The organism is Streptomyces racemochromogenes, from assembly GCF_044129415.1.
In the GTDB taxonomy this organism is placed as follows: domain Bacteria; phylum Actinomycetota; class Actinomycetes; order Streptomycetales; family Streptomycetaceae; genus Streptomyces; species Streptomyces racemochromogenes_A.
In genome coordinates this window covers 18,595-37,308 of the sequence record NZ_JBBDHD010000070.1, presented here as the reverse complement: position 1 = coordinate 37,308, position 18,714 = coordinate 18,595, and the positions used below count along the sequence as shown (strand labels likewise).

Annotated in this window: 18 protein-coding genes, 1 tRNA gene and 1 pseudogene; 17 read left to right on the top strand and 3 right to left on the bottom strand. The window is 76.1% G+C overall.

The features are described 5' to 3' along the window. From WDV06_RS23920 to WDV06_RS23890, 7 genes and pseudogenes are all read left to right on the top strand, one after another. Positions 1-520, top strand: a pseudogene (locus WDV06_RS23920) (hypothetical protein); the annotation flags it as partial. Between the two features lie 74 nt (positions 521-594). Further along, positions 595-667: transfer RNA gene (locus WDV06_RS23915), tRNA-Arg, on the top strand. A gap of 107 nt (positions 668-774) precedes the next feature. Further along, positions 775-1,923 carry a leucine-rich repeat domain-containing protein gene (locus WDV06_RS23910; protein ID WP_395511833.1) on the top strand — a complete coding sequence of 383 codons (1,149 nt, stop codon included), beginning with the start codon at positions 775-777 and terminating at the stop codon, positions 1,921-1,923. Continuing rightward, positions 1,920-3,758: an ankyrin repeat domain-containing protein gene (locus WDV06_RS23905; protein WP_395511832.1), complete on the top strand. Its 1,839-nt coding sequence runs from the start codon at positions 1,920-1,922 to the stop codon at positions 3,756-3,758. The genes WDV06_RS23910 and WDV06_RS23905 overlap by 4 nt, the downstream gene beginning before the upstream one ends. Further along, the gene (locus tag WDV06_RS23900) at positions 3,755-4,954 is read left to right on the top strand and encodes an AAA family ATPase (RefSeq protein ID WP_395511831.1); all 1,200 of its coding nucleotides are present in this window, start codon (positions 3,755-3,757) and stop codon (positions 4,952-4,954) included. Before WDV06_RS23905 ends, WDV06_RS23900 begins: the two co-directional genes overlap by 4 nt. A 17-nt stretch (positions 4,955-4,971) precedes the next feature. Then, positions 4,972-6,177, top strand: coding sequence for a vWA domain-containing protein (locus WDV06_RS23895; RefSeq protein ID WP_395511830.1), 1,206 nt, complete (start codon positions 4,972-4,974; stop codon positions 6,175-6,177). Between the two features lie 116 nt (positions 6,178-6,293). Then, entirely contained in the window at positions 6,294-6,839 is a 546-nt protein-coding gene (locus WDV06_RS23890) for a TerD family protein (RefSeq protein ID WP_395511829.1), read from the top strand. A gap of 179 nt (positions 6,840-7,018) precedes the next feature. On the opposite strand, the gene WDV06_RS23885 is transcribed toward WDV06_RS23890, so the two are convergent. Beyond that, positions 7,019-7,648, bottom strand: coding sequence for a TetR/AcrR family transcriptional regulator (locus tag WDV06_RS23885; protein WP_395511828.1), 630 nt, complete (start codon positions 7,646-7,648; stop codon positions 7,019-7,021). Between the two features lie 193 nt (positions 7,649-7,841). On the opposite strand from WDV06_RS23885, the gene WDV06_RS23880 reads away from it, so the two are divergent. From WDV06_RS23880 to WDV06_RS23845, 8 genes are all read left to right on the top strand, one after another. Then, a complete protein-coding gene (locus tag WDV06_RS23880) occupies positions 7,842-8,741 on the top strand; it encodes a phosphatase PAP2 family protein (protein ID WP_395511827.1) in 900 nt (299 codons plus the stop codon). Next, on the top strand, positions 8,738-9,610 hold the full coding sequence (locus tag WDV06_RS23875; RefSeq protein WP_395511826.1) for a DMT family transporter: 873 nt from the start codon (positions 8,738-8,740) through the stop codon (positions 9,608-9,610). Before WDV06_RS23880 ends, WDV06_RS23875 begins: the two co-directional genes overlap by 4 nt. A gap of 5 nt (positions 9,611-9,615) precedes the next feature. Beyond that, positions 9,616-9,912 carry a hypothetical protein gene (locus tag WDV06_RS23870; RefSeq protein WP_395511825.1) on the top strand — a complete coding sequence of 99 codons (297 nt, stop codon included), beginning with the start codon at positions 9,616-9,618 and terminating at the stop codon, positions 9,910-9,912. 69 nt (positions 9,913-9,981) lie between these two features. After that, entirely contained in the window at positions 9,982-10,248 is a 267-nt protein-coding gene (locus WDV06_RS23865; RefSeq protein ID WP_395511824.1) for a GlsB/YeaQ/YmgE family stress response membrane protein, read from the top strand. Positions 10,249-10,382: 134 nt separating this feature from the next. Beyond that, positions 10,383-10,895, top strand: a complete 513-nt coding sequence (gene rraA, locus WDV06_RS23860; protein ID WP_395511823.1) for a ribonuclease E activity regulator RraA — start codon at positions 10,383-10,385, stop codon at positions 10,893-10,895. An 87-nt stretch (positions 10,896-10,982) separates the two neighbouring features. Then, the gene (locus WDV06_RS23855; RefSeq protein ID WP_395511822.1) at positions 10,983-12,629 is read left to right on the top strand and encodes a peptide-N4-asparagine amidase; all 1,647 of its coding nucleotides are present in this window, start codon (positions 10,983-10,985) and stop codon (positions 12,627-12,629) included. A 27-nt stretch (positions 12,630-12,656) separates the two neighbouring features. Next, entirely contained in the window at positions 12,657-14,318 is a 1,662-nt protein-coding gene (locus tag WDV06_RS23850) for a serine/threonine-protein kinase (RefSeq protein WP_395511821.1), read from the top strand. A 258-nt stretch (positions 14,319-14,576) separates the two neighbouring features. Then, entirely contained in the window at positions 14,577-15,827 is a 1,251-nt protein-coding gene (locus WDV06_RS23845; protein WP_395511834.1) for a sensor histidine kinase, read from the top strand. Here the strand turns inward: WDV06_RS23845 and WDV06_RS23840 are convergent. Continuing rightward, on the bottom strand, positions 15,817-16,017 hold the full coding sequence (locus WDV06_RS23840; RefSeq protein WP_395511820.1) for a hypothetical protein: 201 nt from the start codon (positions 16,015-16,017) through the stop codon (positions 15,817-15,819). The genes WDV06_RS23845 and WDV06_RS23840 overlap by 11 nt on opposite strands. 140 nt (positions 16,018-16,157) lie before the next feature. Here WDV06_RS23840 and WDV06_RS23835 point away from each other — a divergent pair, with 140 nt between their 5' ends. Both WDV06_RS23835 and nadE read left to right on the top strand, forming a co-directional pair. Beyond that, on the top strand, positions 16,158-16,796 hold the full coding sequence (locus WDV06_RS23835; RefSeq protein WP_395511819.1) for a response regulator: 639 nt from the start codon (positions 16,158-16,160) through the stop codon (positions 16,794-16,796). Positions 16,797-16,924: 128 nt separating this feature from the next. Continuing rightward, the gene (nadE, locus tag WDV06_RS23830; protein WP_395511818.1) at positions 16,925-17,773 is read left to right on the top strand and encodes an ammonia-dependent NAD(+) synthetase; all 849 of its coding nucleotides are present in this window, start codon (positions 16,925-16,927) and stop codon (positions 17,771-17,773) included. On the opposite strand, the gene WDV06_RS23825 is transcribed toward nadE, so the two are convergent. Beyond that, on the bottom strand, positions 17,767-18,531 hold the full coding sequence (locus WDV06_RS23825) for a transglycosylase SLT domain-containing protein (RefSeq protein ID WP_395511817.1): 765 nt from the start codon (positions 18,529-18,531) through the stop codon (positions 17,767-17,769). The genes nadE and WDV06_RS23825 overlap by 7 nt on opposite strands. Positions 18,532-18,714: the final 183 nt, after the last annotated feature.

The window sequence follows — 18,714 nt, the reverse complement described above, 5'->3', positions numbered from 1 at the left end:
GGCGGCACACGGGGCGGTGCTCCTGCTGGACAGCGACGCGGCCGGGAAGGCCGGCGGCGTGGGGGGGGGGGGGGGGGGGCCCCCCGCCGGGGGGGGGGGGCCCGCCCCCCCCGCCGCGCGGCGGCCCCCGGCCCCCGCGATGGGGCTCGGGGTCGGCGGCTCGATGCGCCAGGAGGTCTACCGGGACGACCGCCCGCTGTCGGCCTGGGCGGACGCCCCGGCCGCGCGGGTCTTCGTCCACCTGGTGACCCCGCCCGAGTGGCGCCGCATCACCGGCGAGGACGCCCCGCCCTCGCCCGTCGACCGGGCCGCCTACACCCGGGCCGGACTGCCCTGGTACGACTACTACGACGAAAGCGGAACCGATCTGCCGGCCGCGGAGCCGCTCGCGCGGGTCAAGCCCGTCGGCGACTGGCTGGGCGACGACCACGCGCCCTGGACGCCCCCGGCCCCGGGTCAGGTCAAGCACGTCGGCACGGGCCCGCGCCCGGGCGACCCCGTGCAGGACGGTGACTGGTAGCGGCCGGCGGGCCGCCCCGAAAATTCAAACTGGTGATCGATTTTCGGCCAACCGGCCGCTATGATCACCGCAGCAAGGCCGTAGCGCAGAGGTCGTCGCGCCCAAGCATCGAGCTGGAGGACGTCGGTTCGAATCCGACCGGTCTTGCGTCTTCTTCCCGCCGTGACGGCGCGGCGCACCGTCGTGCCGTCACGGCGGTCGTACCCGATGTTGCTCGGTCGCCGGAAGCCGGCGAAGGAACCGGTGGAGTGGTGATGACACGGCCGACGCCCGTACGGTGCCCCGCGATCGAGCACCCGGACCTGCCGCTGGCCGACCCGGCGGCCCTGGACCCGCTGCTCGCCCGCCTCGCGCAGGACCACCCCGTCGGGACCGACGAGACCTTCCCCCTCGGCACCCTGCGCGCCGACGGCCGCGTCGACCTGTGCAAGCAGGGCCTCGGCCCCGCCGGCGCGGCGCGCCTGCTGCCCGCCGCCATCGCCTCCCCGCACGCCGCGCACCTGCTCCTCGGCACCAACTCCATCGCCGACGAGGGCGCCCGCGCGCTCGCCGCCGCCCTCACGGCGGCCGGCCCCGGGCACGGCCTGCACACCCTCTACCTCGGCTGCAACCGCATCGGCCCCGACGGCGTCCTCGCCCTCGCCGGAGCCCTCGCCGAGGACACGGGCGTCCGCGCCCTCTGGCTCAAGCGGAACCCGCTCCACGAGGACGGCGTCCGCACCCTCGCCGCCCTGCTGCGCCGCAACACCGCGCTGCGCACCCTCGACCTGGTCAACACCGGCATCACCGCCGACGGCGTACGCCTCCTCCTGGACGCCCTGCGCACCCGCGAGACCCCCCTCGAACGCATCTACCTCGGCGGCAACGGCCTCACCGGCGAAGCAGCCCCGCTGCTCGCCGCCCTGATCCGCGAGGCCGGCGTCCGCGAGCTGTACGTCCCCGCCAACCACCTCGGCGACGAGGGCGCCGCGGTCCTCGCGGCCGCCGCCGCCGAAGCCGGACCCGACCGGCCGGTGCGCCTGGGCCTCGGCGGCAACGGCATCGGCGTGCCCGGCGCCCGCGCCCTGGCCGCGGCCCTCGGCGGGATCGAGTCCCTGGACCTCGGCCGCGTCATGTCCGAGCGCAGCCTCGCCACCGGCAACGCCACCGGAGACGAGGGCGCGTACGCCCTGGCCGACGCGTTGCCCGGCAGCCCGCTGCGCCGGCTGGAACTGCGCCACACCGGGATCACCGGCCGCGGTGCCAAGCGCCTGCTGGCCGCACTGCCCGACGGCAGCCCCCTGGAGCACGTCGGCCTCGGCCCCGGCACCCCCCGCCGCCTCAAGCGCTCCTTCGCCGAGCGGCTGCGCCCCGCCCGCCCCGGCCACCCCGACCTGCGCGCCATCGGCAGCGTGTACCGGTGAGCGCGCGCAACGAGAACCGGCTCGCCGACCTGCCGCCCGGCGCCCTGCCGGACGACGACGCCGCCGCCTGGCAGCGCGTCCGCCGCTACGCCGTGCCCCGCTGGATGATCGAGCGGGCCACCGCGCACCGCCTGGCCGGGGACTGGCGCGCCGCCTGCGCCGCCGCGGGCGTCGAGGTCGCCTTCGACCTGCCCGCGCTCGCCTCCGCCCACGGCACCGCCGTCGCCGGGCGGGCGGAGGCCGACCTGCTGCACCTCGTTCCCGAACTGCTGCGCTGGCACCTCCCCCGAGTCCTGGGCGGCCGCACCGTGCTGGCCCCCAACCGGCGCGTCCTCCTGGCCCGCTACGGACGCGACGAGACCGCGCCCCTGCTGTACGCGACCACCCGTGCCATGGTGGACGGCCCGCAGCGGCTGCGGCTGCACTGCGCGCCGGTCGACCCGGCGCGCAAGCGCCACGCCTACGCGCGCTGGGTCACCGATGACTGGACCCTCGCGCCCTGGCTGTGGGACTCCCGGCACACCGCGGGCCTGCGCTCCTGCGCCGGACGCGCCGGCCGGCTCCCCTTCTTCCACGCCGACGGCACCCCCCTCGGCGCCGGCGCCCTGCCCTCCGCCGAACCCCCCGCGGACGACCGCGCCGCCCGCACCGAGTGGGCCGCCGAGCTCTACCGGCGCGGCGACCTGCCGGAGGCCTTCGCCACGGCCGGGATCGAGCTGGACCTCTCGCCCTTCGAGCGGCGCGGCCGCCTCTACCCCACCCACGACGCCCGGGAGGCGCTGGAGTCGGTCCCCTTGGAGCCGGTCCGGCTCGCCGACGGGTTCCGCCGCCTGACCGCGGCCGGCGCGGGGGAGCGGTTCCGCTTCGCCCCGCACTGGCGCGCCCACCTGCTGCTGGAGCCCACCGCGGGAAGCGGCCTGCGGCTGCGGATCGTCGACCCCCAGAAGGTGGGCGACGTCCCCTGCCTGCCCGCGTACGCCTGGCAGCCGCTGCCGGACCCGTACCTCGTACGCTCCGGCCGCACCGCCCCGCAGGCGCTGCACCCGCTCGTCGCCGACGCCCTGTTCCCCGGCGCCGGCCCGGCCGAGGGGCCGCCCGGGCCCGCCGCGCCGCGGCCCGTCCGGGTGCGCTGCGTCGGCGAATGGCACGAGGTGGGCTCGCGGAACGGCGTACTCGAACTCCCGCACACCGCCGAGGAGCAGCAGCGCGAGCGCGCCATGCGGGCGTTCGGCGGCGCCGTCGCCGGCTGCTTCGCGGTACGGGAGGCCTGGACCGGCGGCGGGGGACGGCTCCCGCGCGCCCTGCGCGCCGAGCGGCGCGAGCTGTTCGAACGCGTCCAGCACGGCGACACCCCCGGCGTGCTCACGCTGCTCGACGCGGGCCTCGACCCGCGGGTGCGCAACGGCCGCGGCCAGGGCCTGCTGCACCTGCTGCCCTTCGTCCGCCACGAGGAGCTGCTGCCCCGGCTGCTGGAGGCCGGACTCGACCTGGAGCAGAGGGACGACGCCGAGCGCACGCCGCTCCAGTGCGCCGTCCAGAACGGCGGTACCGCCGCCCTGGTCCGCGCGCTCCTGGCGGCCGGCGCGCGCACCGACGTGGTGGACAACATGGACCTGGCGCTGGGCCAGGTGGTGCGCCGCTACAAGCGGAACGACCTCGCCTTCCTCAGGGAGCTGGTGGAGGAACGCCACCCCGACCTGGGCTCCGGCGAGTACGACGAGTTCATGGACGAGCGGGAGGAGTGGGAGGAAGAGCAGGAGTACGACGACCACGACGGCTACGCGGCCCCCGGCGATCCCACGGATCCCGCGGACGAACGGGCAGGGAGAGCATGACCACCGCACCGACCGGGCCCGCGCCCGCCCTGGCGGCCGCCGACGCCCTCAACGCCCGCCTGGGCGCCACCCGCACCGAGCCCGGGGCCAGCCCCCAACTGGAAGCCCTGGCCCTGGCGGTGACGGCCAATCAGCCCGTTCTGCTGTGGGGCGAGCCCGGTATCGGCAAGTCCGCCGGCATGGAACGGCTCGCGGCCGCCCTCGGGGTCCGGCTGGAGACCGTCATCGCCAGCGTCCACGAACCCTCCGACTTCGCGGGCCTGCCCGTCGTCGGCGACGACCCCGCCACCACCGGCGTACCCATGGCCCCGCCCGACTGGGCGGTGCGCCTGGCCCGCACCGGGCACGGACTGCTGTTCTTCGACGAGCTGTCCTCCGCCCCGCCCGCCGTCCAGGCCGCGCTGCTGCGCGTGGTCCTCGAACGCCGCGTGGGAAGCCTCGAACTGCCCCCCTCCGTACGGATCGTCGCGGCGGCCAACCCGCCCTCCAGCGCGGCCGACGGCTGGCACCTCAGCCCGCCGCTCGCCAACCGCTTCGTCCACCTCGACTGGACGCACGACGCCCGCACGGTCGCCCGCGGCATGGCCGGGACCTGGCCGGAGACGGCCCTGCCCGCCGTCGACCCCGCCCGGGCCGCCGGGGCGGCCGCCCGCGCGCGCGGCGTGATCTCCGGCTTCCTCACCGCCCGCCCCGGCCTCGTCCACCACATGCCGAACGACGCCGAGGGCCGCGGCCGGGCGTGGCCCTCCCCGCGCACCTGGGAGATGGCCCTGCGCCTGCTGGCCACCGGATACGCGGCCGGCGCGGGCCGGGAGGCGCTGTCCGCCGCGCTCACCGGAGCCGTCGGCGACGGCGCGGGCCTGGAACTGCTGGCCTACCTGGAGAACCTCGACCTGCCCGACCCGGAGAAGGTGCTGGCCGACCCCGACGCCTTCGCCCTCCCCCAGCGAGGAGACCGCCAGCTGGCCTTCCTCATCGCGGTGGTGGCCGCCGTCCAGGCCGAGCCCACCCGGCCCCGCTGGGAGGCCGGCTGGGCGGTGCTCGCCAAGGCCGTCGACGCGGGCGTGCCCGACGTCGCCGCCCGGGCCGCCGCCGACCTCGCCGCGATGCGCGACCTGGCCTGGCCCGTACCGGCCGGGATCGACGCCTTCGTGGAACTGCTCCAGCTGGCCGGGGCGCTCCCCGGCGCCCGCTGACCGGGCGGGCCGCGCCGGTGGACCGCCCCCTGGACCGGGCCAAGCTCCTCGCCGCGCGCTACGCGGCCGCCGAGGCCCGGCCCTACCTGGCCTCCGCCCTGTACGCGCTGACCGTCGTCCCCTCCCCGGGGCCGACGGGGGTGCGCACGATGGGCGTCGACCGGCACTGGCGCTGCTACGTCGCGCCCGGGTTCGTCGACGCGACCGCCGTCCCCGAACTGGCCGGCGTGTGGATCCACGAGGTGGCCCACCTGCTGCGCGACCACCACGGCCGGGCCGACCGGCTCCCGGCCGCCGACCAGCGCGATCCGCTGCGGATCAACATCGCCCAGGACTGCGAGATCAACGACGACCTCCTCGCCGACGGGCTGCGGCTGCCCGACGGCCGGATGGAGCCGGGCCGTTTCGGCCTCCCCGCGGGCGGCCTCTTCGAGGGCTACCTGCCCGGCATCCCGCCCACGCCCCCGCACGCGCACGTGGACTGCGGCTCCGGCGCGCACGGCGTGCCCGCGCCCTGGGAACTCGGCGGCTCCGACGGCACCGCCCGGATCGGACCGGTCGAGGCGGAGGCCCTGCGCCGGACCACCGCCCAGGCCGTGCGCTCCCACCGGCGCACCCGGGGCAGGGGCAGCGTCCCGGCCGGCTGGGAACGCTGGGCGGAGCAGGTCCTGGAGCCCGTCGTGGACTGGCGGCGCGCCCTGACCGGGGCGGTACGGGAGGCCGCGGCCTGGGCCGCCGGCGCGGTGGACTACACCTACCGCCGCCCCTCGCGGCGCATGCCCGCCCTGGGCGGCCGGGTGGTGCTGCCGAGCCTGCGCCGGCCGCTGCCGCGGGTCGCGATCGTCGTCGACACCTCCGGGTCGATGGGGGACGAGGAGCTCGCCGCCGCGCTCGGAGAGGTGACCGGTGTGCTGCGCGAGGTCGGCGTGGGCGGCAACCGCGTCGCGGTCCTGGCCTGCGACGCCGACGTACAGGCCGTGAACCGGGTGACCAGCGCCCAGCAGGTGACCCTGGCCGGCGGCGGCGGCACCGACATGCGGGTGGGCATCGCGGCGGCGCTGGCCGCGGCGGACCGCCCGGGCATCGTGGTGGTCCTCACCGACGGGTACACCCCCTGGCCGGAGGGCGCACTGCCCTGCCGGGTGATCGCCGCGCTGATCGGAGCGGACGCGCCGCAGCCGCCGGCCTGGGTGGAGACCGTACGGGTGCCCCCGGTGGGCTGAACGGCGAACTGGCCGGTTGTGTACGGTGGTTCGCCCGGTGGTCACGAACGCGTGGCAGCATGGCCGGCTGGACGCGGAAGACACGGCCCACGGCGGCCGAGCGAGGGGGCGGTCCGGTGACCGGAGTACGCAAGAGCCTGGCCAAGGTGGAGATATCCCTGCGCTGGGACCCGAGTCCCGCCGGGACGCCTCCGCACGATCTGGACCTCGTCGCCGGTGTCTTCGGGACCGAGGACCCGTACGGCGAGCCCGTGTACCTCGTGCACTTCGGCAGCCGCGCCCCCGACGGCACCATCACCCTCGACCGGGACAGCCGCAACGGGCAGGGCTTCGGGTGGGACGAGGTGATGACCCTCGAACTGGACCGGCTGGCACCCGCGCTGGGCCGGGTCGTGGTCGGCGTGGTGATCCAGGACCCGGGCCCGGCGGGAGCGCCCGGACGCACGGTCTTCTCCGCGGTCGCGGGGACCGGCCTGCGCATCCGCGAGGGCCACACCGACCTCGCCACCCACGACTTCGCCGGGCTCGCCGGTGCCACGGCCGCCACCGTCGCCGCGTTCGTCCGGGACGGGGCGGGCGGCTGGTCCCTGGACGCCTGCGCCCACGGCTTCGACGCGGACCCGCAGGAGTACACCCGGCTGATGGGGGCGGCCCGGGACTGAGGCGGCCCGGCCGGCCGGGGGGCCGGGGCCGGCGGCGGGGTGGTGGTCCGGACCGGACGGGCCGGCGGTCCCCCTGCTCGGGAGGGCCGCCGACCCGTCCGGGTGGCGCGCTGCCGCCGTCCCCACGAGGCAGCGCGAGCGGGTCGCCGTCCGGTCATCGTGAACGGCGGCCCACCGGTTCAGGTGGCCGGTCGGTCTCCCGGCCCGATGCCCAGGGCGGGCAGCAGGGCCGCGTCGACGAACCTGACCAGGTAGTCGGCGTCCGCGTAGCGGCCCTCCAGCACCGGCCGGATCCGCAGGACGCCCATCAGCTGCGCCGGCAGGAACTCCACGGCCGGGTGGTCCGCCGCGATCTCACCCCGGGCCACGGCCCGCGCCACGATCGCGCCGAAGGCCGCCAGTTCGGGCTCGACCAGTGCCTCGCGCAGCGCGCGCTGGAGCTCCTCGTCGCTGAGCACGGCGTTCCCGAGGGCCTGGGTGAGCCGCGTGTCGCGCCCGGAGGTGCCGGCCGCGATCCGGGCCGCCTCGCGCAGGTCCTCCGCCAGGTTCCCGGTGTCCACGTCGGCCAGCGTCCGCTCGCCGCGCCGCGCACGGCTCGCGCGCAGGGCCGCGGCGACCAGCTGGGGCTTGGTCTTCCACTGCCGGTAGAGCGTCGACTTCCCGCAGCAGGCCCGGGCGGCCACGCCCTCCATGGTGAGGGCCTCGTACCCGTGCTCGCGCAGCTGGTCCAGGACGGCGTCGTAGAACTCCTGCTCGCGCTCCGGGCTGATCTTGGAGCGGCGCGCGGCGGTCTGCGGCGTGGACGTCATGGGGTGCGGCTCTCCTCGTGAGCTCACGGGCGGTGGGTCGTGCTTCCGAGTGTACGGCCCCGGGGGCTTATCGCTACACCATCGTATCGATACGCGAATGTATCGATACACTGGCGTGTCGATCGGAAACGGTCCGACCGAAGCGACCGAAGCGACCGAAAGCCGCTCCACCCGAAAGAAGTGAGACCGGGGGATGACGTCCCACACCACACCCGGCCGGCCACCCGCCCCCGCGGGCGCGGCCCGGCGCCGGCTCATACGCGAGCTGCTGCTCGTCGCGGGCCTGTTCGCCGTGTACAAGGCGGGCCGGCTGCTCTCGACGGGCCGCACCGAAGAGGCCCACCACAACGCCGCCCGGGTGTGGGACGCCGAACGCGCCCTGCACCTGCCCGGCGAAGGGGCCGTGCAGCGGCTGCTGCTCCACTCGGACGCCGCCGTCCACGCCGCGAACACGTACTACGCGGCCGTGCACTTCCCGGCCACCGTGCTGTTCCTGGTCTGGCTCTACCTGCGCCGCCCCGGGCACTACCTGTGGACCCGCCGGGTGCTCGCCGTGCTCACCGGCGCCGCGCTCGCCCTGCACTTGTCCTTCCCCCTCGCGCCGCCCCGGATGCTGGAGGCCGCGCACCTGGTGGACACCGGCCAGGTCTACGGGCCGACCGTCTACCGGGCCGCCCCGGCCGCCGACACGATGGCCAACCAGTTCGCCGCGATGCCCTCCCTGCACTTCGGCTGGGCGCTGATGCTGGCCCTCGGGATGATCGCCGCGACCCGCTCGCGGTGGCGCGCCCTGTGGCTGCTGCACCCCCTCGCCACGCTGCTGGTCGTCGTGGGCACCGCGAACCACTACTGGGTCGACGCGATCGTGGCGACCCTGCTCCTGGGCGCCGCCCTCCTGGTCGTCCCCCGCCCCCGGGCCCGTGCGGACGCGCCGGCCGGCGCGGTACGGGCCCTCCCGCGCCCCCGCCCGAAGCCCGGCCCGGCCTCCGCCGGGGCCGCCTCCGCCGCCTCCGCCGGGGTCCCCTCCGCCGGGGCTGCCGGGGAGCCGGGGCACGCCGGGGCGGTCCCCGTACCCGCCGGAGGCGAACGGTGAACGCCACCCTGCTCGCCGTCGCGCTCTGCCTCGCCTCCGCCGTGACCTACGCGGCCGCCGCCGTCGCCCAGGAGCGGCTCGCCCGCCGCGCCGTCGCCCGCACCGCCCGGGACCTGCTCGGCAACGGCGCCTGGTGGTGGTCGGCCGGGCTGAACGCCGCCGCGGCGCTGCTGCACGCCGCCGCCCTGCGCTACGGCCCGCTGACCCTGGTCCAGCCCCTCGGCGCGCTCACCCTCGTCGCCGCCGTCCCGCTGGGCGCGCGCGGCGCCGGGCGGCGCGTCGCCGCCACCGAGTGGCGGGGCACCCTGGCCACCGTCGCCGGGCTCGGCCTGCTGCTGCTCCCCGCCTCCGGCCCGGCCCCCGACGACACCCTCAGCGTGGCCGAGGCCCTCACCGTCTCCGGAGCCACCCTGGCCGTGATCGCCCTGCTCACCGCCCGCAAGGACCCCGGCCCCGGCCTGCGCCACGCCACCGCCTCCGGCCTGGCCTCCGCCGTCGCCTCCGCCCTGACCCAGACCGTCGCCGTGGCCGGAGGCCGGGGCGGCTCCCTGCTCAGCGCCCGGGTGGTCACCGTCGCGCTGCTCGTCGTGGTCTTCGCGGTCGGCGGGATGCTGCTCTCGCAGCGCGCCTACCGGGGCGGCCTGGGGGCCCCGCTCGCCGTGGTCAACCTCGCCAACCCGCTCGCCGCCGCCGTCATCGGCATGGTCCTGCTCGGTGAACGCCTCCAGGGAGGGGCCCTCGGCATCGTCCTCGCCGTCGCCGGGGCGCTCGCCGCCACCCGGGGGGTGCTCCTGCTGACCCGGACCGCGCCCGGCTCCGTCCGGACCGGCGAAAGCCACCCCCTCCCGGCCGGCCATGTGACAGCATGATCGCCATGGCCGACCGCTCGTACCTCTCCCTGTGGTCCAGGAACTCCGTGCTGTCCATCGGCTCCGTGGGCTCCGTGCTCTCCGTCGGTTCGGTGGGCAGTGTGCTGTCCGTCGGCTCGCTCGGCTCCGCGCTCTCGGCAGGCTCCGCGGCCTCCTGGCTGAGCGTCGGCTCCGCCTTCTCGGCCCGCTCCGCCTGCTCCCTCCTCTCCTACCGCTCCCGCGGCGGCCTCGCGGCGGCCGGCGTCGGCGCCGTGACGGCCGCCGCCCTGGCCGCCGCACTGCTGAGAACCCGCCGCGGCTGAGAACCGCCGGGCCGCCGCCCGCGTCCTCCCCACCGTAGAGACGTGGACCAACGAGCGGAGTGAACGAGCATGGGCATCATCGGCTGGATCGTCCTGGGCCTGCTGGCCGGAGGCATCGCCAAGATCCTCCTGCCCGGCCGGGACCCCGGCGGCCTCATCGGAACGACCCTCATAGGCGTCGCGGGCGCCTTCATCGGCGGCTGGCTCTCCGCCAGGTTCCTGGACCGCCCCATCCAGAACCAGTTCTTCGACCTCGCCACCTGGGGCTCCGCCATCGCCGGCTCCCTCGTCCTGCTCATCGGCTACCGCATCCTCTTCGGCAACTCCCGCGACTAGTCCACCGCCCCGCGGCGCCCGGCACGGCACCTCGCCGCGAACCGGCAGACCCCTCCGGCCACGGCACCGGCCGGCCGCGGCATACGCTGGCTCCGCACGGCGCGACGTACGAGAGGCGAGGAGCCCACAGCCACATGAGCGTCACCCTGCCCCAGCCACCGCGGGGGACACCCCCGGTCCCCACCGCCGACCTCTACGACGAGCACGGCGAGGACCTCGGCATCTGCACCACCGCCTTCCGCCCCATCGGCGGCCGCCGCCTCTTCGCCGGGCCGGTGCGCACCGTCCGCTGTCACGAGGACAACGCCCTGCTGCGCGAACTCCTCCACACCCCCGGCGAAGGCGCCGTCCTCGTCATCGACGGCGGCGGCTCGCTGCGCACCGCCCTCGTCGGCGACCTCATCGCCGGGGCGGCCGCGCGCTCCGGCTGGGCCGGGCTGATCGTCAACGGCGCGGTCCGCGACAGCGTCGCCCTCGGCGGGCTCGACCTCGGCGTCCAGGCGCTCGGCACCTGCCCCCGCAAGAGCGGCAAGACCGGCGCGGGCGCCGTCGACGAGCCCGTCACCATCGGCGGGGTCACCTTCCGCCCCGGCGACACCGTGTACGTGGACGACGACGGCGTCGTGGTGCTGCCCGCCGGCCGCTGAGCCGGACCCGGCCCGGGGGCGAGATCGCGCCAGACCCGTCCCCGGCCCCTGGCGGCCGGGGACGGGGAGCCGCTTCACTGCGAGCCCATGAGACGACACAGGATCATGGGCCTGCTCGGCGCGCTCACCCTCGCCGCGGCCACCCTGGCGGGCGCCGGGGGACCCGCGGCGGCCGCCCCGGCGCCGGTCCCCGCCCGCACGGCCGCGGACACCCCGCCCGCCGAGTTCGGCACCGACTGGCACGACCCCCTCACGCCCGCCCCGCCCGTCGCGCACCCCGACACCCGCTCCTGCCGGGTGACCCTCGCCGAGGCGCAGTTCCGCGACTTCACCCCCTACCGCGGCGACTACACCCCGCCCGCGGGCTGCGGCCGGTCCGACTGGGCCACGGTGGTGCTCCGCCTCGACGGCAAGGTCAAGGGCCGCCAGTACGACCGGCTCGGCCACCTCGCCGTCGGCGGTGTGGAGATCCTGGGCACGTCCACTCCCGAACCCTCGCCCGAGGGAGTCGAGTGGTCCGTGGAGAAGGACGTCACCCGCTACCGGGACACCCTCAGCCGCCCGCAGCCCGTGGAGATGCTGATCGGCAACGTCGTCGACGACACCTACACCGGGGTCATCGACGTCAGGGTGACCCTCACCTTCTACGCCGCCGAGGGCCGCACCCGCCCCGCCCCCGCCCCCGACCGGGTCCTCCCGCTCGCCACCCCGGGCGTCACCACCCCGCGCAACACCGAGCGGATCCTCGCCGAGGTCTACGCCACCGGCTCCGGCGGCGGCTGCGAGGAGTACTGGTACATGACCGTCCCCGACGCCGCACCCTACTCGTGCAAGGCCGCCGGCGGCCCCTACCGCGAGGTCCGCGTCTCCGTCGACGGACGGCTCGCCGGGCTCGCCGCGCCCTTCCCGACCGTCTGGACCGGCGGCTGGTCCAATCCGTTCCTCTGGTACGTCACCCCCGGCCCGCGCGCCTTCGACGTCCAGCCCGTGGTCTACGACCTCACCCCCTTCGCCGCCCTCCTGAACGACGGGCGCCCGCACCGGATCGAGGTGGCCGTCGCCGGGGTACCGGCCGGCCAGAGCGGCTGGAGCACCCCCGCCAACCTGCTGCTGTGGCAGGACCGGGGCCGCGAGGTCGTCACCGGGGCGCTGACCCGCCACGAGGAGACGTCCCCCACCGGTTCCTCCCGCTGGACGCCCGCCGCCCCCGGCGGCGAACACCGCCTCGACACCGACGGCGCCCACCGCCTCACCGTCGCCGGATACCTCGACACCTCCCACGGCCGCGTGAACACCACCGTCACCCGGGCGGTGGACCACACCTCCGCCCACCGCTGGACCGACGGCGAGAACCGCGACGCCCTCACCGCCGCCTGGAACGACGAGGAGAGCGTCACCCGGGGCGCCACCACCACCCGCACCGCCCGGGCCTACACCATGGACGGCGAGACCACCCTCGGCGCCGACGGCCGGCTGCGCACCGTCCTCTCCCTGGGCGACCGCGCCGACACCGTCACCCTGCGCGGGGGCCACCGGACCGGACGGACCCTCCTCGACGACCGGTACACGGGCGACGCCTCGTACACGGTGAACGTCCCGCGCGACCAGCGGCACGCGGTCGGCACCACCACCGCCCGCCACCAGCTGTACGGGTCCGAAATCGGCGGCGGATGTTACGACCGCACGGTGTCCACCGCCCAGGGCGCACTGACGGAGGACCGCCGCCGCTGCTGACGGTGGCGCCCTCTACGATGACCGGCCATGGACACGAGTGAGGCCGGCAGACGGCTGGTCGACGGCCGTTTCGAACTGATCGCACCCCTGGGCGCCGGAGGCATGGGAACGGTGTGGCGCGCCCGCGACATCGCCCTGCACCGCGAGGTCGCCCTCAAGGAGGTGCGCCCGCCGGACCCGGCCTCCGAGGCCGCCAACCCTGGGCTCTCCGAGCAGATGCGCGAGCGCGCCGTGCGCGAGGCCCGGGCTCTGGCCCGCCTCGCGCACCCCGGCGTGGTGACGATCCACCACATCGTGGAGCCCGCACCCGGCACCGACGGCCACCCGTGGATCGTGATGGAACTGGTCAAGGGCGGCTCCCTGCACGACCGGCTGGCCGAAGGCCCCATGCCCGTCGCCGACGTCCTGCGGCTCGGGCTCGACATCCTGTCGGCGCTGCGCGCCGCCCACGCCGAGGGCGTCCTGCACCGGGACGTGAAACCGGCCAACGTGCTGCTGCGGCCCGACGGCGCCGCCGTCCTGACCGACTTCGGCATCGCCGCCGTGGGCGGGGCCACGGCCCTCACCTCCACCGGGGTGCTGATCGGCTCGCCCGAGTACATCGCCCCCGAGCGGGCGCGCGGCGAGGAAGGGCTCGCCGCCTCAGACCTGTGGTCGCTCGGCATGATGCTGTACGTCGCCGCCGAGGGCACCCACCCGCTGCGCCGGGCCACCAGCCTCGCCACCGTGGTCGCCGTCCTCGACGACCCCATCCCGGCCCCGGTGCGCTCCGGCCCGCTGGGCCCCGTACTGCAACGGCTGCTCGTACGGGACCCGGCCGTACGCCCCGACGGCGCCGAACTGGAAGCGCTGCTCCGCGCCGCGAGCGCCGCTTCCGGCGGAGCCGCCCCCGCGGTCCCGCCGGCGTACGGACCGCCGCCGGTCCCGGTGTCCGCGACGCCCCCGGCGTCGGACACCCGGCCGTTCGTCCCGGGCGGCGGCAGCCCGTACGACCGCACCGCACCCGTTCCCGCGGCGGGCCCGCGCCGCCGCCGGCCCGTCCTGATCGGCGCCCTGGTCGCGGTGGCCCTGACCGGCGGGGGCGTCGGCCTGGTCCAGGCGCTGCCCGGCACGGGCTCCGGCTCCACCGGCACGAACGCCAAGGGCGCCGCCACGGCCGGCGCCACACCCGGCGCCGCCGGCCGCACGGCCGGCCCCGGCACCGGCTCGTCCGGACCGCAGGGCAGCCCCGCCGCCGCGGCCAGGGGCAGCCTGCTCACCCCCGACAACGTCCGGACCGCGATCGAGGCGTTCAAGCAGCGGACCGGCACCACCTCCTTCGTCGAGATGACCGTCTACGAGGGCTACGTGCTCGCCTCGATCCCCACCGCCGCCGGCGCCGGCACCTACGACCGCTACGAGTACCGCGACGGCCAGGTCAAGCGCGACGGCCCGGGCGGCACGATCGACGAGGCCGCGCCCCTCATCGACATGGCGGGCGTGAAATGGGACGCCCTGCCCGGACTCCTCGACAAGGCCCGGCAGGAACTCGGCGTGACCAAGCCGACCTCGCGCTACGTCATCGTCGAACCCTGGCTGTTCGACGGCGCCACCGCCTCGATGCGGCCCTACCTCAGCGACGAGTACGGCCGCGGCGGCTACCTGTACGCCGACACCCAGGGCAACGTGAAGAAGGTCTACCGCTCCTGACATCGTGTCCCCTACCAGCCCGTCCGGTACGGGGACACGTCTTCAGGTATCGGACAGGCTCACCCGCACCCGGGCCGGCACAGCCACCCCCACGCAGCCGCCGCCGGATATGACATTCGTACTGGCCGGGACCGTACGGGCGGATCTGCCGGTGCCTCCGGCCCGGTCCCTATCGTGGGGGGCATGACAGCACAGCCGACCCCCGCACCCACGCTCCGGCGGGATGGCGCGGGAGCCAACGGGGAAGCGGGAACGGGCATGCGGGACGAGCGACGGTGCGCGGACGGGGCGAAGGCCGGGCGACGGGCCCGCAAGGCGGAGTGGGAAGCCCGCAAGGCCGAGTGGCGGGCGGCGGAGAAGGCCCGCAAGGCGCGCGGTGACGCCCCCGACTACGGCAGCGGCCCCATGGGACCGCCGAACGCCTTCACCCTGCTGCCCTGGCTGCTCCTGGGCATGGGCGCCCTCTCCAACATCGTCCACGGCGAGACCCCGAACCCCTGGATCGGGGCCCTGGGCCTGCTGCTCTTCAACTCCCTCTACGTGACGCTGGTGTTCCGGGCCTTCGACCAGCGGGCCCGGCAGGCGGCCGCCACGCGCTGGTGCCTGGTCGCGCTCGGCGCCGTCACCTGCGCCATGGCCGCCGTGTACGGCGGCAGCTGGATGCTGTTCTTCCCGCTGCTGGGCCTGGCCACCGGCGCGGTCGTCCGGGGCCGCAGGCTCGGCCAGGTGATGCTCGGCATCAGCGCCCTCGCCGGGGTGATCGGCGGGCTGCGGGAGGGCTGGGACGCCCTCGGCATCGTCTACGGGACCTTCCTGTCCGGCATGGTCACCGCCGCGATCCTCGCCCTGGCCGAGACGGTGCGCGAACTGCGCGACACCCGCCAGGAACTGGCGCGCGCCGCGGTGGACCAGGAGCGGCTGCGCTTCTCCCGCGACCTGCACGACCTGCTCGGCCACACCCTGTCGGTGATCGTGGTGAAGTCGGAGGCGGCCCGGCGCATCGCCCCCCGCGACATGGAGGCCGCCCTCGGACAGGTCCGCGACATCGAGACCGTCGGCCGCCAGGCCCTCACCGAGATCCGGGAGGCCGTCACCGGCTATCGCGAAGCCAGCCTGGCCTCCGAACTCGACCGGGCCCGGGGCGCGTTGACCGCCGCCGGCATCGAGCCCCTGGTCCGCCAGTCCGGGCCCCCGCTGCCTCCGCAGGCCGCCGCCCTGCTGGGCTGGGTGGTCCGCGAGGCAGCCACCAACGCGGTCCGCCACAGCGAGGCCACCACCTGTGAGATCGAGGTGCGCGGCGGGGCGGAACGGGTCCGGCTGGTGATCACCGACGACGGCCGAGGCACCGGCACGACCCCGCCGGGCAGCGGACTGACCGGCCTCGCGGAACGCCTCGCGGCCGCCGGCGGCACGCTGACCGGCGGGCCGGTGCCGGGCGGGGGCTTCCGGGTCAGCGCGGAGCTCCCGGTGGAGACGGCCGTGGGCGTCGAGGAGGGGGCTACCCCATGACGATCAGTCCGGCGAACGCGACCGCTCCGGACACGGAGCAGATGATCCGCTGGGTCCGGTTCCAGTGCTCCCAGCCCCGCTCGCAGCGGCTGCCGACCAGGATGCCGAGGGTGCCGAGGCCGAACAGGCCCAGGCCGACCGTGCCCCTGACACCGAGACCGAACAGGCCGGTATCGGCCGTGGAACCCATGTCGTCCTTCTCCCCCCTCGCCTTCCGGGCGCGCCGGTCCGTGATCCGCGAGGCTACGCCGCCGCAGGCGCCGCTCACCAGGGGCGGACCATCCGCCACCTCCCGGGTGCGGGCCCGCGCCCACCGCCTAGGCTGGCCGCATGACCGAGCCTGACACGGGGCGCCCCGTGAGTTCCGTACGGGTCCTCCTCGCCGAGGACCAGGGCATGATGCGCGGAGCCCTGGCCCTGCTGCTCGGGCTGGAGGAGGACATCGAGGTCGTGGCGCAGGTGGCCGCCGGGGACGAGATCGTGCCCGCCGCCCTCGCCGCCCGGCCCGACGTGGCCCTCCTCGACATCGAACTCCCGGGCCGCAGCGGCCTCGACGCCGCCGCCGAGCTGCGCACGGCCCTCCCCGGCTGCCGGGTGCTGATCCTCACCACCTTCGGCCGCCCCGGCTACCTGCGCCGGGCCATGGAGGCGGGCGCCGCGGGCTTCCTCGTCAAGGACGGGCCGGTGGAGGAGCTGGCCGTTGCCGTCCGCCGGGTCCTGGCGGGGGAGACCGTGATCGACCCCTCGCTCGCCGCGGCAGCGCTCAGCGCCGGGCCGAACCCGTTGACCCCGCGCGAGGCCGACGTGCTGAACGCGGCGGCCGACGGGGCCACGGTCGCCGACATCGCGGCCCGGGTGCACCTGTCGGAGTCGACCGTGCGGAACTACCTCTCGGCGGCCATCGGCAAGACCGGCACCCGCAACCGCATGGAGGCCGTCCGCGCGGCCCGCCGCCAGGGCTGGCTCTGAGGGACGGCGGGGCCGCGGAGGCTGCGCGGCCGCTGGGTAGGGTGGGGGCGACAGCACACCGTCGAACGCAACGCGACGCCCGCCGACGGCGCGGGCGGCGCGGAGACCGCCGAGAACGAGGAGCAGACGTGAGCGAGCCGGCGTCCATCGCCCTGCAGCAGGAGATCGCCCGGGAACTGGAGGTCGCCGAGACCTTCGACGCCGAGCGGGAGATCGAGCGCCGGGTGGCCTTCCTCGCCGAGCGGCTCACCTCCACCGGCCTGCGCTCCCTCGTCCTGGGCATCAGCGGCGGGGTGGACTCCACCACCGCCGGCCGGCTCTGCCAGCTCGCCGTCGAGCGGGCCCGCGCGGCCGGGCACGAGGCGCGGTTCTACGCGATGCGGCTGCCCTACGGGGTCCAGGCCGACGAGCACGACGCCCAGCTCGCCCTCTCCTTCATCCGCGCCGACCAGGTCCTGACCGTGGACGTCAAGCCGGCGAGCGACGCCGCCCTGGAGGCCGCGCGGGCCGCCGGCGTGGAGTTCCGCGACGACCACCACCAGGACTTCGTCCACGGCAACATCAAGGCCCGGCAGCGGATGATCGCCCAGTACGCGGTGGCCGGCGCCCACGACGGTCTGGTGGTCGGCACCGACCACGCCGCCGAGGCGGTATCCGGCTTCTTCACCAAGTTCGGTGACGGGGCGGCCGACCTGGTGCCGCTGACCGGCCTGACCAAGCGCCGGGTGCGCGCGGTCGCGGACGCCCTGGGCGCGCCCGCCGAGCTGGTCTGGAAGGTCCCGACCGCCGACCTGGAGACCCTCGACCCGGGCAAGGCCGACGAGGACGCCCTCGGGGTCACCTACGACGACATCGACGACTTCCTGGAGGGCAAGCCGGTCGACGCGCGGGCCTTCGACACGATCGTCCGCCGCTACCGGCTCACCGACCACAAGCGCCGGCTGCCGATCACCCCGGGCCACCTCCCGGCTCAGTAGGCGCCGTTGACGTTGTCGATCGAGCCGTAGCGGGCGGCCGCGTAGTTGCAGGCGGCCGTGATGTTCGCGACGGGGTCGTAGGAGTCCATCGCCGTGCCGGGCACGTGGTAGGCCCGGAAGGTCGGGTCGATGACCTGGAGCAGCCCCTTGGAGGGAATGCCGGCCGCGGCGTTGGAGTCCCAGTTGTTGATGGCGAGGGGATTGCCGGAGGACTCCCGCATCACGTTGCGGTGGATTCCGTTGTAGGTGCCGGGAATCCCGTGCTTGGCCATGATGTCCAGCGACTGCCGGATCCAGCCGTCCAGGTTGTTCGCGTACGTCTTGACGGCCGCGGGCGCGGCGGCGGGCTTGGCGGCGAGCGCGGTGGCCCGGGCGGCGGCGGCCTTCGCCGCCCCGCCCAGGGTCAGCTTGAGGCCCGGGCGGATGACGGAGGGGTCGCTGCCGATGACCGTGCGGTTGGCCTCGTAGAGGGCCTTCCAGCCGCCGCTCACGGAATGCTCCGCCGCGATCTTCGTCAGGGTGTCGCCGCCGACCACCGAATAGACCATGGGGGCCGCCGCCGGTTCCGCGGCCGGTTTGGCGGCGGGGAGGGCCAGGGTGCTCGCGGCGGGCGCCGCGGCCGGCTGTGCGACGGCCGCCCCGGCCGTGGTCGCGCTGATCAGGGGGAGGGCGAGGGCCGCTCCGCCGGTGCCGGCGAAGGCCAGCTTGCGGGCGATCTTGTGCTGCTTCGGCCGGCGGTGCTTACCCGATGCGGGCATGGCGCATTTCCTCACGTGCGGGTGCGGGGAAGTCCCCGGCGGCGGCCGGATTCGGCAGTCGGCCACCGGGAATGAGGGTGACCGTAGGCGAGCGCGCGGGGGGCGGACAAGACGCGAATTCCACCCGGAGATCGACTTCCGGCGGACCGCGCGCCAAACGACCTTGAAAAGATTCTCGGGAAA